A 15,297-nucleotide genomic window follows, 5' to 3' on the forward strand; every position below is an offset into this window, starting at 1 on the left:
GGGGCCGGGATCACTCCCGGCCCTGCGAGACCCAGTTCGGGTCGCCCGACCGCGCGCCGGCCACGAGGTCGGCGGCCGCGTCGAGTCGCGTGATCTGTTCGTCGGTCAACGACAACGACAGCGCGCCGAGGTTCTCGGTGATGCGGGCGGGGTTGCGCGTGCCCGGGATCGGGACGGAAGCGATACCCAGGGTGGTGGCTCGGGAGAGCAACCAGGCCAGGCTGACCTGCGCCGGGGTGGCATCGAGCTCGTCGGCCACGCCACGCACGACGTCGACCACGGCTGCGTTGGCATCGAGGTTCGCACCTGCGAAGCGTGGGATCTTGTGGCGGAAGTCGTTGTCGGACAGGGTCGCCACCGTTCCGGTGAGGAAGCCGCGACCCAGCGGGGAGTAGGGCACGAAGCCGACGCCGTGTTCGACGGCCGCGGGGACCACGCCGCGCTCCACATCGCGCGACCACAGGGACCACTCGCTCTGCACCGCGGCGATGGGGTGTACGGCACTCGCAGTGGCGATCTCGTCCGCGGTCACCTCGGAGAGGCCCAGATGGCGAACCTTGCCCGCGGCGACGAGTTCGGCCATCGCGCCGACGGTCTCCTCGATCGGCACCGACACATCGCGGCGGTGCATGTAGTACAGGTCGATCGTGTCGACGCCGAGCCGCTCCAGGCTCTCGTCGCAGCACGCGAGCACGTAGTCGTGCTCGCCACGGGCGGTCGGACGCGATTCTCCCGAGATCGAGAGTCCGACGATGCCGAATTTCGTTGCCAGGGTGACCTCGTCGCGCCGGTCGCGGAGGACCTCGCCGACCAGTCGCTCGTTCTCGCCGTCGGCGTAGACGTTGGCGGTGTCGATGAACGTCATGCCCTGGTCGATCGCGCTGTGCAGGGCAGCGAGCCCCTGGGTGTGCGACACCGATCCGTAGACCTGCGCGACCGCCATGGCGCCGAATCCCAGTGCGCTGACGGTGAGACCGTCACCCAGGTGTGTCTGCCGTGTCATCTCATGAGTCTCTCTGTGCGGAACGGTCGGCGGCGGTGCACTCGCCGCCGGATTCGATGAGTGCGGAGTAGTGCCTGATCTTGTTCTCGAGTGCGTCGCTGGTCTCGTCGATCAGCCTGCGCCGCTCGGCGATTCGCGCCCGGTGGGCGAGCAGGATCGCCAGACGTTCCGGGTGGGTGTCGGGTCCGCCCTCGATCAACTGGGCGAAGCGACGCATGTCGGCCACAGGCAGCCCGGTCTCGCGCAACCGAACGAGCAGTGTGATCACGCCGATGTAGCGGTCGGTGTAGCGACGACGCCGGTCGCCGCCGCGGGGGATCGGCGGCACCATGCCCTCGCGCTCGTACCAGCGCAACGTGTCGGGCGTCAGACCGGTGATGGTCGACACCTCGGCGATGCCGTAGGTGCGCTCGTCGTCGGTGCCGCCGGAGACCAGCGGATCGGTGGTTGTGGTCACCGACCAAGCGTAGGAGCTGGAGTGCACTCCAACGCAAGGGTCGCCCGAAATGTCGGTCCAGGCGTCGTCAGTTCCAGCCGTACCCGCTGCGCAGGCGGTCGGCGACCGCGTCGAAGCGGGATCGGTCGAGGATCGCGCCCTCGCGGCGGATGCCCTGTTCAGGGACGTCGAGCACGCGGTCGAGACGTACGTAGCTGACCTTGTGACCGCCATCCCACGAACCCGTTCCCACCTCGAGCCAGTCGGGGTCGTCGGCGCGGTGGCCCTGGCTCGAGAGCATCAGACCCAGCAGCGTGGTCCCGTCTCGCCCGACCACCAGCACCGGGCGGTCCTTGCCCTGGGAGGCGTCCTCCTCGAAGGCGACCCACGTCCACACGATCTCGCCGGGGTCGGCGGCGCCGTCGAGCGCTGGGCTGTACTCGATGCGTCGCGCTCGATCGGCGGTGGGACGGTCGGTGTCGGTGACGGGGCGTCCCTGCGGGCCGGGAGCGGCGCTCGGCGTCGTGGTGCCGCCGTTCATCCGCGCGGTGATCGCGGCCTTGCCCTTGTCGAGGGCGCCCGATCGCTGGAGTTCGCGGTAGATGCGCGGCCCGTGTTGCCGGGCCAGTCGTAGGGCCACGGATGTCCAGTTCGCCATGGGGACGAATCTAATCGGTCGGGCGGCCCACGAGATGCGACAGCACCGCAGCGGTGGTCAGTTCGGCCGTCGGCTTGCGGTCGGGTCGCAGATCATGCCCGGTGCCGGTGATCTCCACCACAGTCGTCGGCGCCGGGATCAGGGCGACGGCGGCGGTGAGTTCGTCGGTGGTCGCGAACGGGTCCGACGGCCCGTGCACCACGACGACCGGCCGGGTGATGCGGGGCAGGTGCTCGACGCGCAGGCGATCGGGCTTGCCGGGCGGGTGCAGCGGATACGACGTCAGCAACAGTCCGTCGGCGACCGAGGCGTCGTCGGCGACGACCATCGACGCCTGCCTGCCGCCGTAGGAGTGCCCGCCGACGATGAGTGGGCCGGCCCCCAGCTCGCGCAGCAGCGCACACGCCCGGGCGATGCCGTCCCGGTCACGCGCCGATCCGGACGGACTGGGCGGGCCCTTCGGGCGGTTCTGCCGATACGGGAGATCGATCCGGGCGACCAGGACCCCACGTGCACTCAGCGCGGCTCCCAGCTGACGAAGCAGCAGGCCGTCGTGGTTGCCGCCGGCCCCGTGGGTGAGCACGGCGGTCGCGATCGGTTCGCCGGCCGGGCGGTGCAGGACCCCGACGACACCGTCGTCGGCCAGGGGCTCGCCGGTCGTCCGGTCGTCGCCGGCGCCGGCGTCATCATGGTTGGCCACGGCGCCCACGGTAACGGTGGGCCCGGCGCCGAGGAGTGCTGCGCACGCCGGGCGGGGTCCATGACGTGCGAAACTGGGGGTACGCGACGTCCCGTCAGAGGAGTGAGTTCGATTCCCAGCTTTGCCGACACCACCTTCACCGATCCCGAACGGATCCGGAACTTCTGCATCATCGCCCACATCGACCATGGCAAGTCGACGCTGGCCGATCGCATGTTGCAGCTCACCGGTGTCGTCGAGGCGCGGCAGATGCGGGCGCAGTACCTCGACCGGATGGACATCGAGCGCGAGCGCGGCATCACCATCAAGGCGCAGAACGTCCGCCTGCCGTGGCAGGTCACGACCGACGGCGTGACGACCGACTACGTCATGCACCTCATCGACACCCCCGGACACGTCGACTTCACCTATGAGGTGTCGCGCGCGCTGGAGGCCTGTGAGGGTGCGGTGCTGCTCGTCGACGCCGCCCAGGGCATCGAGGCGCAGACGCTGGCCAACCTCTACCTGGCCATGGACAAGGACCTCACGATCATCCCGGTCCTGAACAAGATCGACCTGCCCGCGGCCGATCCCGATCGCTACGCCGCCGAGATCGCACACATCATCGGCTGCGACCCCGACGACATCCTGCGTGTCTCGGGCAAGACCGGTGCCGGCGTCACCGAGCTGCTCGACGAGATCGTGAAGCTGATCCCCGCCCCGGTCGGCGACGCCGACGGTCCGACACGGGCGATGATCTTCGACTCGGTCTACGACACCTACCGCGGCGTGGTCACCTACGTCCGCGTGGTCGACGGGCGTCTCGAGCCGCGCGTCAAGGTCGAGATGATGTCGACCGGCAGCACGCACGAGTGCCTCGAGGTGGGCATCGTCTCGCCCGAGCCGAAAGCGTCGAAAGGCCTCGGGGTCGGCGAGGTCGGTTATCTCATCACCGGTGTGAAGGACGTCCGGCAGTCGAAGGTCGGCGACACGATCACGACCGCCCGAAACGGGGCGACCGACGCATTGACCGGATACCGGGAGCCCCGCCCGATGGTTTACTCCGGGCTCTACCCGGTCGACGGGTCGGACTACCCGGATCTGCGCGACGCGCTGGAGAAGTTGCAGCTCAACGACGCCGCGTTGACCTGGGAGCCGGAGACCTCGGTGGCGCTCGGGTTCGGATTCCGTTGTGGCTTCCTGGGTTTGCTGCACATGGAGATCACACGTGAGCGACTCGAGCGGGAGTTCGACCTCGACCTGATCTCGACCGCGCCGAACGTCGTCTACCGGCTCGTCGGCGAGGACGGTGCCGACATGACGGTCACCAACCCGTCGGACTGGCCCGACGGCAAGGCCCAGGCCATCTTCGAACCGATCGTCAAGACGACGGTGATCGCGCCGAGCGAGTTCGTCGGCACGATCATGGAGCTGTGTCAGTCCCGCCGTGGCGAACTCGGTGGCATGGACTACCTCTCGGAGACCCGCGTCGAGCTGCGCTACACGATGCCCATGGCCGAGATCATCTTCGACTTCTTCGACGCACTCAAGTCCCGAACGCGTGGATACGCCAGCCTGGATTACGAGGAGGCGGGCGAACAGGAATCGGCACTGGTGAAGGTCGACATCCTGCTGCAGGGCGAGGCCGTCGACGCGTTCAGCGCGATCGTGCACAAGGACGGCGCCTTCGCCTACGGCAACAAGATGACGCTCAAACTCAAAGAGCTCATCCCGCGCCAGCAGTTCGAGGTGCCGATCCAGGCCGCCGTGGGCTCGAAGATCATTGCGCGCGAGAACATCCGGGCGATCCGTAAGGACGTGCTCGCCAAGTGCTACGGCGGTGACATCAGCCGTAAGCGCAAACTGCTCGAGAAGCAGAAGGAGGGCAAGAAGCGGATGAAGACCATCGGTCGGGTCGAGGTCCCGCAGGAGGCCTTCGTGGCGGCGCTGTCATCGGATGCGGGCAACGACAAGTCCAAGGGCAAGTAGGCCCGCCGCACTACCATCGTGGGCATGCCGACCAACCCGGTGCTCGCGCCGAGCCCCCACATCCACGGACTGCCCGATTTCCCGTCCATCTCCGACGACGACTTCGTGCCCGCGTTCGACATCGCGATGGCCGAACACCTGCGTGAGGTTGAGGCGATCGCGGCGGACACCCGGCCGCCGACGTTCGCCAACACCATCGAGGCGTTGGAGCAGACCGGCCGCGCTCTCGCGCAGGCGGCCGGCGTGTTCTTCAATCTCGTGGGCCCGGACACCAATCCGGCCCGCAACGCCATCGCTCAGGAACTCGCACCGCGACTGACCGAGCACGGCAACACGATCGCGTTGCACGGCGCCCTGTTCGCACGCATCGAGCAGCTGTACCGGACCCGTGACTCGCTCGGTCTCGACGAACCATCACTACGGTTGTTGGAGAGGCGTTTTCGTGACGCTGTGCGTGCCGGTGCGGCGCTCGACGACGACGGCCAGCGTCAGATGCGGGAGATCTCCGGACGGCTGTCGACATTGACGACGACCTTCTCGCAGTACGTGCTCGACGACAGCAATGCCAGCGCGGTGCTCGTCGACGACGTGGCCGCCCTCGACGGCCTGTCGGCGTCGGCGATCTCGGCCGCCGCGGACGCGGCGACCGAGGCGGGCCACGACGGCAAACTGCTGCTGTCCCTGGATCTGCCGACCAGTCAGTCGGCGCTGGCCTCGTTGACCGACCCGGAGACCCGCAGGCGGGTCTTCGAGGCGTCCGTGAGCCGCTGCTCGCGCGGCAACGAATTCGACACCCGCGCCATGGTCCTGGAGATCACCGCGCTGCGTGCCCGCAGCGCCCGACTGCTCGGCTACCGCAACCACGCCGAGTTCGTCATCGCCGAGCAGACCGCCCCGGACGCCGATGCGGTGCAGTCGTTCCTGTCCGAGTTGGTCGCCGCCGCGATGCGCGCGGGTGGGCGTGAGCTGACACGGTTGCACGGGTCGGGGTCCGATCCGATCGCGCCGTCGGACATCACCCACCGGCTCGCGGTCGAGCAGCGGCAGAACTCGGCGGTGTCGCTCGAGGCCTTCGACGACTACTGCGAACTCGACCGCGTCCTCACCGACGGGGTGTTCGCCGCGGCGCGGGCACTCTACGGACTGCGGATGGTCGAACGTCCGGAGCTGCCGACCTATCACCCCGATGTGCGCACGTGGGAGGTGTTCGACGCCGACGGGGTGTCGGTGGGGTTGTTCCTCGGCGACTTCTTCGCGCGGCCCAGCAAGCGCGGCGGTGCCTGGATGAACAACATCGTCGACCAGTCGCAGCTGCTCGTCACCCACCCGATCGTCGTCAACGTGCTGAATCTGACCAAGCCGCAACCGGGTTCGCCGTGCCTGCTCTCCTTCGACCAGCTGACCACTCTGTTCCACGAGTTCGGTCACGCGTTGCACGGGCTGCTCTCGGCGGTCCGCTACCCGTCGCAGTCGGGCACCAACGTCCCCCGTGATTTCGTCGAGTTCCCATCCCAGGTCAACGAGATGTGGGCCCTGCACCCGACCGTCCTGTCCGGCTACGCCCGACACCACCAGACCGGTGCGGCCATCCCGCCCGAACTCGCCGAGGCCGCCCGTGAGGCCACCTCGGTCGAGTCCGCGCACAGCACCATCGAATACCTGGCCGCCGCGGTTCTCGACCTCGAGTGGCACCGCATCACCGCCGACGACGAGATCACCGACGTCGAGGCCTTCGAGGCCCGTGCACTCGCCTCCGCCGGGGTCGCCAGCGATCTCATCCCGCCGCGCTACCGCAGCGCCTACTTCAACCACATCTTCGGCGGCGGGTACTCGGCCGGCTACTACTCCTACATCTGGTCGGAGGTGCTCGACGCCGAGACCGAGCAGTGGTTCCTCGCCAACGGCGGCCTGACCCGCGCCAACGGGCAACGCTTCGCCGACGCGACCCTGTCCCGCGGCGACAGTGTCGATCCCATCGCCGCGCACGCCGAACTGATCGGGCGGAGCGCGGAGATCGAGCCGTTGCTGGCGCGCAAGGGACTCGTGGCCGCGGCGGGCTGAGACGCCCCGACACGGTCGGTGTGCGCCGATCGCGCGCGGTTGGGCAAGATGATCGGAGTGACCACACCCGCCCGTGTAGACCTGTCCCGCTACGCGCTGATCAGCATCGTCGCGTCGGTCGTCGTCATCTCGCTGAAGATCGTCGCCTGGCGGGTGTCGGGGTCGGTGGGTCTTCTCTCCGACGCCGCCGAGTCCATGGTGAACGTCGTCGCCGCGGTGGGCGCCTTCATCGCGCTGCGGGTCGCGGCACGCCCGGCCGACGACGACCACAACTTCGGCCACACCAAGGCCGAGTACTTCTCCGCGGTCTTCGAGGGCGTGATGATCGTGATCGCCGCGGGGATCATCATCGTGGCCGCGACCGAACGCCTGTTCAACCCGTCCGAACTCGACTCCGTCGGGCTGGGATTGGTGATCTCACTGGTCGCCACCGCCATCAACGGTGGGGTCGGTGTGCTGCTGTTGCGAATCGGGCGGCGGCACCGGTCGCTGTCGCTGGAGGCCGACGGCAAGCACCTGCTGACCGACGTGTGGACGACCGCGGGCGTCGTGGTCGGTGTGCTGCTGGTGGCGCTCACCGGGTGGCTGCCGCTGGACCCGCTGATCGCGATCGCGGTCGCCGTCAACATTCTCGTCGTCGGCGGACGGCTGGTGTGGGAATCCGGTGCGGGGCTGATGGACACGGCTCTACCCGACGAGGACCGCGGTCGGGTCGACGCGGTGCTCGACCGGTATCGCAGCTCCGACATCGACTTCCACGACATCCGCACCCGCGAGTCGGGCCACGAGCGCTTCCTGCAGCTGCACATGCTGGTGCCCGGCGAGTGGAGCGTGCAGCGCGGCCACGATCTCGTCGAAGAGGTCGAGACCGATCTCGTTCAGTCGCTCGACCACCTGCACGTGACCATCCACCTCGAACCCATCGGCGATCCGGCCGCCTACGAGTCCTGGCGTCTGGACTGACCACTCCCACCGCGGCTCGACGGCCGCGGTGGGAGATCAGTGGTTCGCGGGCACGAACGTGCTGTGTGCGCCGGCCTCCTCGGCGCGGATCACGTGCATGACGGCGTTGATCAGCGCCAGGTGCGTGAACGCCTGCGGGAAGTTGCCGAGGTGGCGGCCGGTCTTGGCGTCGATCTCCTCGGCGTAGAGCTTGAGTGGGCTGGAGTAGTTGAGCAGTCGCTCGCACAACTGCTTCGCGCGGGCCAGCTCACCGATCTCGACGAGTGCGGACACCAACCAGAACGAGCAGATGGTGAACGTGCCCTCCTCGCCGGACAGGCCGTCGTCGGTCTCCTCGACCCGGTAGCGCAGGACCAGACCGTTCTCGGTCAGGTCGTCGGCGATGGCGAGCACGGTGTTGCGGACCCGCTCGTCGTCGGACGGTAGGAAGCGCAGCAGCGGGACCAGCAGAAGGGATGCGTCGAGGGCGTCGTTGCCGTATCGCTGGGTGAACACGCCGTTGCCGTTGACGCCGTGTTCGAGGACGTCGGCCTTGATCTCGTCGGCGATGCCCGCCCACGTCTTGGCGTACGACTTCTCGCCGTGCATGGTGGCGAGTTTGGAACCACGGTCCAGGGCGATCCAGCACATGACCTTCGACGAGGTGAAATGCTGCGGTTCGCCGCGCACCTCCCAGATCCCGCGGTCGGGCTTCTTCCAGTGCTTGACCGCTTCCTCGACCTGCGCCTTGAGCACCGGCCACAGGGTCTCGGGGATCGTGTCGTTGGACTTCATGTTCAGGTACACCGAGTCGAGCATGGTGCCCCAGATGTCGTGCTGCGCCTGGTTGTACGCGCCGTTGCCGATGCGGACCGGTCGCGCGCCGTCGTAACCCGAGAGGTGGTGCAGTTCCTCCTCGTCGAGGGTGCGTTCGCCACCCACGCCGTACATGACCTGCAGAGGATGGTGCTCACCGTTGGTCACCCCGGACACGTCGGCGATGAACGAGAAGAAGTCGTCGGCCTCCCGGTCGAGGCCGAGGGTGTAGAGACCCCACAGCGCGAAGGTCGAGTCACGCACCCACGCATAGCGGTAGTCCCAGTTGCGTTCTCCGCCCGGCGTCTCGGGCAGCGACGTGGTCGCCGCGGCCAACAGTGCGCCGGTGGGGGAGTAGGTCAGACCCTTGAGGGTCAGCGCGCTGCGCTGCAGGTGGCCCCGCCACGGGTGGTCGGGGAACGATCCGACGTTGATCCACTGACGCCACGACTCCGACGTCGACCACATCTTCTGCGCCGCCTCCTCCCAGTTCTGCGGCGCGGGCTGCGAGGACCAGCTCAACGCGATGAAGCGGTCGTCGCCCTCGGTCAGTCGTGATCGGGCACGCGCCTCGCGTCCCTCCAGTCCCAGCTTGAGGTTGGTGGTCAACTTCAACGTGGGGACGGGGTGGGTGGTGTCGGTCGCGGTCGCGATCGCCTCGGAATAGGCGGGCCCGGAGTACTCCCAGGTGGTGGTACCGCGGTGGTAGTCGAAGGCGGGCTCGCAGCTCATGGCGACCTCGACGGTGCCGCTCACGCACTTCACGGTGCGCAGCAGGATGTGCTCGGCGTCCCAGTCGGTCGGGGTGCGGCGGTGCGTGCGTGATCGGGTCTCGATGTCGTGCCAGGGCCCCATGACCAGTGCGTCGCGGACGACGATCCAGCCGGTGTCGGTCTGCCAGGTCGTCTCCACCATCAGACTGCCCGGCAGGTAGCGGCGGTCGACCGGCACGTTGACCCCGTAAGGGGCGAGTTTGAAGTGCCCTGCGGATCTGTCCAGCACGGCCCCGAAGATGCTGGGGGAGTCCGGACGGGGGACACACATCCACTCGACCGCGCCGTTGCGCGCGATCAGGCAGTTGGTCTCGCAGTCGGACAGGAAGGCGTAGTCGTCGATCGGGGGAAACGCGTTGCGCGTGGCCGTGGCCGGGGTGAACGCGCTGACGTCGGGATCGAACGAGCCGGCGTGGGCTCCGCCGGCGGCGAACGCCGTGGCGACGCCGTCCGCTGAGGGGGTTGTCATCGGTCCATCATGAGTGAGCGGTGCCATGCTGCGCCACACGTAGACGGCGCGTCCGGCGACAGCTGTCGGTGACCGGCGACACCGGACACCCGTCGGCCGCGGTCGACTTTAGATTCACCGTGAATAAAATCGCGCAGGCTAGGCTGGGCGCGTGAACGGATTGCGGACCTGGTGGGACGGTGTGGAGGCATGGCTCACCGGTTTGTCGTTCCTGCCGCAGTTGCTGGTGTCGCTGGCCGTGGTCATCCCGGCGGCGATAGTGGCCGCGATTGTCCTGAACGCCCTGGTCAACGGTGTGTCGAACCTCGTCGACCGGGTGCGGCCGACCGAGCGCACGAGCGAGGATCACTGACATGCCGCGCTCCCGCGTCACCATCGCTCTTATCGCTCTGCTCATACTCGTGCTCGTCGCCTGGCTCGTCACCCGTTAGCGCTGCTCAGAAGAGCATTCATGGTCACCGGAGGCCGTGTGGTCCCGGTGATAATCTTCGGCCTGTGTTCGAACCCAACGGCTACCAGGTGCGATACCGGTTGTCCCTGATCGCGGTGGAATACCGCTGCGTCGCAGACATTTTCTGTCGCTGACCCACGCGGGGCGCCGCCGTGCGCGCCCCCATGTCTCGAACTCTCGAACGTCCTTCTCCACGTACCAGACCAAGGGGTCGCCCCATGTTCGTCCATCGAGTCCCGGCACCACGCCGGGCCCCGGCCGCCCGACGATTCCCGTCGTCGGTCGCCCGCCTGTCGAGGGCGGTGGTGTCGATGCTCGTCGTGGCGGCCACCGTCGCCGCGTGCGCGGGCGGGTCCACCGACACCCCGGGCGGAGAGAACATCTCCAGCGGTTCGCAACACGTGAACCTGATCGCCTACGCCACCCCCAAGCCCGGCTTCGACAAGATCATCCCGGCGTTCCGGGAGACCGAGGCGGGCAAGGACATCGGCTTCTCCCAGTCCTACGGAGCCTCCGGGGACCAGTCCCGCAAGGTCGCCCGCCGTGTGCCCGCCGACGTGGTCAACTTCTCCGTCGAGCCCGACATCACCCGGCTCGTCACCGCGGGAGTGGTCGACAAGGACTGGAAGTCCCAGCACGCCCCGTACAACAGCACGCCGTTCGGATCGGTTGTGGCGCTGGTGGTCCGTGAGGGCAACCCGAAGAACATCCGCAACTGGGACGACCTGCTCAAGCCGGGCGTCGAGGTGATCACCCCCAACCCCGGCAGCTCCGGCTCGGCGAAGTGGAACCTGCTCGCCCCCTACGCCGCGGAGAGCAACGGCGGTGCGAACCCCAAGGCGGGTCTCGCCTACGTGACCAAGCTGCTTCGCGACCACATCCGGGTCAACCCGAAGTCGGGGCGCGAGGCGACCACCACCTTCGAGCAGGGCCAGGGCGATGTCCTGATCAGCTACGAGAACGAAGCGATCATGCTGTCGCGCAAGAACAACACCGCACCGCGGTCGCAGCGGGTCGACTACGTGATCCCCCCGACGACGTTCAAGATCGAGAACCCGGTCGCGGTGGTCAACACCAGCGACAACAAGGCCGCCGCGAACGCGTTCGTCGACTATCTCTTCACCGATGAGGGGCAGCGGATCTGGGCCCAGCAGGGCTTCCGCCCGGTCAAGCCCGACGTCATCGAGGCGACCAGGTCGCTGTTCCCCGGGACCATCGACAAGCTGTGGACGATCTCCGATCTGGGCAAGGTGCTGGGCAAGGGCACCGCGGCCAAGAACAAGGGCAAGGACCTGACCGGCTGGAAGGCCGTCGACTCCGCGCTCTTCGGGACCAAGGGCGCGATCAGCAAGATCTACGACGCAGGAGGCAAGTCATGACGTCGGTGCAGGTCGAACCCGTATCCGCCGCACCACCCCCGAAGCTCGCGGGAGGCCGCCGGATCGTCGGTGGCGGGCCGCTGGGCATCGGGGTGGCCGGACTCTGGCTCACCGTCATCGTCCTGCTGCCGCTGGCCGCGATCACCGCGAAGTCGTTCGAGGACGGCTGGAGCGGATTCGCCGATGCGGTCACCGCCGACAACGCGGTCGGTGCCATCCAGACCACGGTGCTGGTGTCGGTGGTCGTCGCCCTGGTGAACGTGGTGATGGGCACGCTCGTGGCGTGGGTCCTCGTCCGGGACGAATTCCCGGGCAAGCGGATCGTCAACGCGCTCATCGACCTCCCGTTCGCGTTGCCGACGATCGTCGCGAGCCTCGTCCTGCTGTCTCTCTACGGGCCCAACAGCCCGATCGACATAGAGCTCAACGCGACGAAGCCCGCCCTGGTGATCGCGCTGGCCTTCGTGACGCTGCCGTTCGTGGTGCGTCAGGTGCAGCCCGTGCTGATCGAGGTCGACCGCGAGGTCGAGGAGGCCGCGGCATCGCTCGGCGCGTCCAACCTGACCATCTGGTGGCGGATCATCGTCCCGTCGCTCGCACCGGCGATCCTCACCGGCGCCGGGTTGGCCTTCACCCGAGCCATCGGCGAGTTCGGCTCGGTCGTGCTCATCGGCGGCAACATCCCCGGCGACACCCAGGTCGCGTCGCAGTACATCCAGCAGCAGCTCGAGGTCGACAAGCCCATCGACGCCTCCGCGGTGTCGGTCGTACTGCTGCTCATCGCCTTCGTCGTCCTGCTGGTGCTGCGCGTCGTCGGACGTCGGTCGGCCAAGCGTGAGGGAGCGGACTCGTGAAGCTGTCACCGGCGTCGAAGTACGGTCTGCGCACCGTCGCGCTGCTCTACCTGTTCGTGCTGCTCGTCGTCCCGGTGGCGCTGATCTTCTGGCGCTCCTTCGAACACGGACTCGGGCAGTTCTGGGACTGGATCACCACCCCGGCGGCGATCTCGGCGCTGCAGCTGAGCCTGCTCATCGTGATCATCGTCGTACCGCTCAACGTCATCTTCGGTGTCGCGACGGCGATCGCACTGGTCCGCGGCCGGTTCCGCGGCCGCGGCATCGTGCAGGCCATCATCGACCTGCCGTTCGCGGTCTCCCCGGTCGTGGTCGGTGTGTCGCTGATCCTGCTGTGGGGATACGGCGGCTGGTTCGGCGGCATCGAGAGCCTGGGCTTCCGCGTGATCTTCGGGCTGCCGGGCATGGTCCTCGCGACCATCTTCGTCACCCTGCCGTTCGTCGTCCGCGAGGTCGAACCGGTGCTCCGGGAGATCGGGACCGAACAGGAGGAGGCCGCGGCCACCCTCGGAGCCGGCGGCTGGCAGACGTTCCGACGCATCACCCTGCCGGCGATCCGGTGGGGCCTGACCTACGGCGTGGTGCTCACGGTGGCGCGCAGCCTCGGCGAGTACGGCGCGGTCATCATCGTCTCGTCCGGGTTCCCCGGTATCTCGCAGACCCTGACGCTGCTGGTGTCGTCGCGCTACACCGACGACTACAACGAGTTCGGCGCCTACGCGGCGGCGACCCTGCTGATGTTCATCGCGCTGCTCGTCCTGCTCGCGATGACCCTCATCGAACGACGCGGTGCGGTGGGGCGGGTCACCCGCAGCGCACGTCGCACGAGCAACGACACCCCCGACCCGACCGACGAGACCCTTCCGATCGACACCACAGCCGGTGACAAGGAGTACGCACGATGACGATTTCTGTTTCCGGTGCCAACAAGCGCTACGGCGACTTCGCGGCCCTCGACGACGTGTCGCTGGAGATCCCGTCCGGATCGCTGACCGCCCTGCTCGGCCCGTCGGGATCGGGCAAGTCGACGCTGCTGCGGTCGATCGCCGGGCTGGACCAACTCGACTCCGGCACCGTCTACATCAACGGTGACGACGTGACCAGGGTGTCGCCGCAGAACCGCGACATCGGGTTCGTCTTCCAGCACTACGCCGCGTTCAAGCACATGACCGTGCGCGAGAACGTCGCGTTCGGCCTCAAGATTCGCAAGCGCCCCAAGGCCGAGGTCGCGAAGAAGGTCGACGAGCTGCTCGACGTCGTCGGACTGGCCGGGTTCCAGACGCGCTACCCGGCGCAGCTGTCCGGCGGGCAGCGCCAACGCATGGCGTTGGCCCGCGCGCTGGCGGTCGACCCGAAGGTGTTGCTGCTCGACGAGCCGTTCGGTGCCCTCGACGCCAAGGTGCGCGAGGATCTCCGCAAGTGGTTGCGGCGTCTGCACGACGAGGTCCACGTGACCACGGTGCTCGTCACCCACGACCAGCAGGAGGCCCTCGACGTCGCCGACCGGATCGCGGTCCTGAACAAGGGGCGGATCGAGCAGGTCGGCAGTCCCGACGACCTGTACGACCGTCCGCAGAACGAGTTCGTGATGTCGTTCCTGGGGTCGGTGGCCAAGCTCAACGGATCGTTGGTCCGTCCGCACGACATCCGCGTCGGACGCACACCCGACCTGGCGCTGTCGAGCGCCGATCAGGCCAGCGCCGAGACCGGCGTGCTCAAGGCCAGGGTGCACCGGGTCGTGCATCTCGGGTTCGAGGTCCGGGTCGAGTTGTCGAACGTGGCCACCGGCGACGAGTTCCACGCCCAGATCACCCGCGGTGACGCCGAGGCGCTGGCGCTGTCCGAGGGCGACGAGGTCTACGTGCGCGCCACGCGCGTACCGGCCATCGCGAGTTAGGACGGACCTGGGCGGTGTCGCTCAGGCGAGCAGCAGGTCGATGACACGATCGGCGACGATGCGCATACCCGCGGCAGTCGGGTGGAACGACGAGGAGAGCCTCCGGGCCGAGAACCCGTTGACCCAGGGATCGGGCGATCCCGCCCCGTGTCCGCTGCCGTACGACGACGCCGGCACGATCTCGGCGCCCGATTCGCGCGCGGCTGCCAGGTAGATCTCAGACAGCGTCGTGGCCACTGCGCGCGCATGGTCGACCTCCTCGGCTCTCAGCGGGACCGTGGCGCTCATCGCCGTGCCGGCGTCGAGGATGGGTAGGTAGTCGACCAGGACGACTCGTGCGCGCGGAGCGCGCCGTCGTGTCTCGCCGACGATGCGAGTGAGGCCGCGCACGGTCGTCGTGATCTGGTCATCTGACATCGGACGTGTCGCGGTTCGTTTATGCAGCGGCGCCGCCAGCAGCGATGTGATCCGATGCTCGTCGAGCCGATTGACAGCGGACCTCAGGAGCAGTCCGCCGAGATACCCCAGATCATTACCGCCTGCCGTGATCGTCACCAGGTCCGTCGCGGAGTCGACGGCCTCGATCTGTGGTGGGAACCGACGGCCGACGGCTCGCTGCGACTCGGTCAGAATCGTCGTCGTCGTGGCACCCGAGACCGTCGCATCCGTCACGGTGGCCCCCAGATGGGCCGCCACCAGATGCGCGTAGTTGTTGCCGGAGCGGGCCGCGCGGCGATCGATGATCGGCTCGATTCCGGGTCCGGCTGCGAAAGAGCTCCCGAGTGCGACGTACCGTGCCACGCCCGAATTCCTGTTCATGACTCTCCCGTGTGCCGGTGATGGTCGGTGGCGACACCCGAGCGCGACGGGTGCGTGGTTCGGCGGACATC

At 68.0% G+C, this 15,297-nt stretch carries 14 protein-coding genes; 8 read left to right on the plus strand and 6 right to left on the minus strand.

Translation table 11 applies throughout. From position 1 onward, the window contains the following. Positions 1–10: 10 nt before the first annotated feature. From JHC79_RS04330 to JHC79_RS04345, 4 genes are all read right to left on the minus strand, one after another. Complete coding sequence (locus JHC79_RS04330; protein WP_296388708.1) at positions 11–1,003, minus strand: aldo/keto reductase; 993 nt, start codon at positions 1,001–1,003, stop codon at positions 11–13. A gap of 1 nt (position 1,004) precedes the next feature. Further along, positions 1,005–1,460, minus strand: a complete 456-nt coding sequence (locus JHC79_RS04335) for a MerR family transcriptional regulator (RefSeq protein WP_296388709.1) — start codon at positions 1,458–1,460, stop codon at positions 1,005–1,007. Positions 1,461–1,527: 67 nt separating this feature from the next. Continuing rightward, positions 1,528–2,097 (minus strand): type II toxin-antitoxin system PemK/MazF family toxin, encoded by a 570-nt coding sequence (locus JHC79_RS04340; RefSeq protein WP_296388710.1) that lies wholly within the window; start codon positions 2,095–2,097, stop codon positions 1,528–1,530. Positions 2,098–2,107: 10 nt separating this feature from the next. Next, complete coding sequence (locus JHC79_RS04345) at positions 2,108–2,716, minus strand: alpha/beta fold hydrolase (protein ID WP_296388787.1); 609 nt, start codon at positions 2,714–2,716, stop codon at positions 2,108–2,110. A 141-nt stretch (positions 2,717–2,857) separates the two neighbouring features. On the opposite strand from JHC79_RS04345, the gene lepA reads away from it, so the two are divergent. Genes lepA through JHC79_RS04360 form a run of 3 tightly spaced genes read left to right on the plus strand, consistent with a single transcriptional unit; the run spans position 2,858 to position 7,789 of the window. Further along, positions 2,858–4,765: a translation elongation factor 4 gene (gene lepA, locus JHC79_RS04350; protein ID WP_296388711.1), complete on the plus strand. Its 1,908-nt coding sequence runs from the start codon at positions 2,858–2,860 to the stop codon at positions 4,763–4,765. Between the two features lie 24 nt (positions 4,766–4,789). Beyond that, on the plus strand, positions 4,790–6,826 hold the full coding sequence (locus JHC79_RS04355) for a M3 family metallopeptidase (protein WP_296388712.1): 2,037 nt from the start codon (positions 4,790–4,792) through the stop codon (positions 6,824–6,826). Positions 6,827–6,874: 48 nt separating this feature from the next. Further along, positions 6,875–7,789, plus strand: a complete 915-nt coding sequence (locus JHC79_RS04360) for a cation diffusion facilitator family transporter (RefSeq protein WP_296388713.1) — start codon at positions 6,875–6,877, stop codon at positions 7,787–7,789. Between the two features lie 36 nt (positions 7,790–7,825). Here JHC79_RS04360 and JHC79_RS04365 read toward each other — a convergent pair whose 3' ends face one another. Further along, complete coding sequence (locus tag JHC79_RS04365; RefSeq protein WP_296388714.1) at positions 7,826–9,826, minus strand: glycoside hydrolase family 15 protein; 2,001 nt, start codon at positions 9,824–9,826, stop codon at positions 7,826–7,828. A 151-nt stretch (positions 9,827–9,977) separates the two neighbouring features. Between JHC79_RS04365 and JHC79_RS04370 the strand changes: the two genes are divergently transcribed. The 5 genes from JHC79_RS04370 to JHC79_RS04390 all read left to right on the plus strand — a co-directional run bounded on the left by JHC79_RS04370 (position 9,978) and on the right by JHC79_RS04390 (position 14,407). Continuing rightward, entirely contained in the window at positions 9,978–10,178 is a 201-nt protein-coding gene (locus JHC79_RS04370) for a hypothetical protein (protein WP_296388716.1), read from the plus strand. A gap of 410 nt (positions 10,179–10,588) precedes the next feature. Then, the gene (locus tag JHC79_RS04375) at positions 10,589–11,656 is read left to right on the plus strand and encodes a sulfate ABC transporter substrate-binding protein (RefSeq protein ID WP_296388789.1); all 1,068 of its coding nucleotides are present in this window, start codon (positions 10,589–10,591) and stop codon (positions 11,654–11,656) included. Further along, positions 11,653–12,510 carry a sulfate ABC transporter permease subunit CysT gene (gene cysT, locus JHC79_RS04380; RefSeq protein ID WP_296388718.1) on the plus strand — a complete coding sequence of 286 codons (858 nt, stop codon included), beginning with the start codon at positions 11,653–11,655 and terminating at the stop codon, positions 12,508–12,510. Before JHC79_RS04375 ends, cysT begins: the two co-directional genes overlap by 4 nt. Continuing rightward, on the plus strand, positions 12,507–13,415 hold the full coding sequence (cysW, locus tag JHC79_RS04385) for a sulfate ABC transporter permease subunit CysW (protein ID WP_296388719.1): 909 nt from the start codon (positions 12,507–12,509) through the stop codon (positions 13,413–13,415). The genes cysT and cysW overlap by 4 nt, the downstream gene beginning before the upstream one ends. Then, positions 13,412–14,407: a sulfate/molybdate ABC transporter ATP-binding protein gene (locus tag JHC79_RS04390; protein ID WP_296388721.1), complete on the plus strand. Its 996-nt coding sequence runs from the start codon at positions 13,412–13,414 to the stop codon at positions 14,405–14,407. Before cysW ends, JHC79_RS04390 begins: the two co-directional genes overlap by 4 nt. Before the next feature lie 21 nt (positions 14,408–14,428). Here JHC79_RS04390 and JHC79_RS04395 read toward each other — a convergent pair whose 3' ends face one another. Further along, positions 14,429–15,226, minus strand: coding sequence for a GDSL-type esterase/lipase family protein (locus JHC79_RS04395; protein ID WP_296388723.1), 798 nt, complete (start codon positions 15,224–15,226; stop codon positions 14,429–14,431). Positions 15,227–15,297: the final 71 nt, after the last annotated feature.

This window comes from Williamsia sp. (assembly GCF_016462415.1).
GTDB lineage: Bacteria > Actinomycetota > Actinomycetes > Mycobacteriales > Mycobacteriaceae > Williamsia_A.

Bases quoted from the DNA above. Each gene is read 5' to 3' on its own strand.
- JHC79_RS04340 (WP_296388710.1), bottom strand. From the start codon at position 2,097: ATGGCGAACTGGACATCCGTGGCCCTACGACTGGCCCGGCAACACGGG.
- JHC79_RS04355 (WP_296388712.1), top strand. From the start codon at position 4,790: ATGCCGACCAACCCGGTGCTCGCGCCGAGCCCCCACATCCACGGACTG.
- JHC79_RS04395 (WP_296388723.1), bottom strand. From the start codon at position 15,226: ATGAACAGGAATTCGGGCGTGGCACGGTACGTCGCACTCGGGAGCTCT.
- cysT (WP_296388718.1), top strand. From the start codon at position 11,653: ATGACGTCGGTGCAGGTCGAACCCGTATCCGCCGCACCACCCCCGAAG.
- lepA (WP_296388711.1), top strand. From the start codon at position 2,858: ATGACGTGCGAAACTGGGGGTACGCGACGTCCCGTCAGAGGAGTGAGT.
- JHC79_RS04375 (WP_296388789.1), top strand. From the start codon at position 10,589: ATGCTCGTCGTGGCGGCCACCGTCGCCGCGTGCGCGGGCGGGTCCACC.
- JHC79_RS04330 (WP_296388708.1), bottom strand. From the start codon at position 1,003: ATGACACGGCAGACACACCTGGGTGACGGTCTCACCGTCAGCGCACTG.
- JHC79_RS04365 (WP_296388714.1), bottom strand. From the start codon at position 9,826: ATGACAACCCCCTCAGCGGACGGCGTCGCCACGGCGTTCGCCGCCGGC.
- JHC79_RS04390 (WP_296388721.1), top strand. From the start codon at position 13,412: ATGACGATTTCTGTTTCCGGTGCCAACAAGCGCTACGGCGACTTCGCG.
- JHC79_RS04360 (WP_296388713.1), top strand. From the start codon at position 6,875: ATGATCGGAGTGACCACACCCGCCCGTGTAGACCTGTCCCGCTACGCG.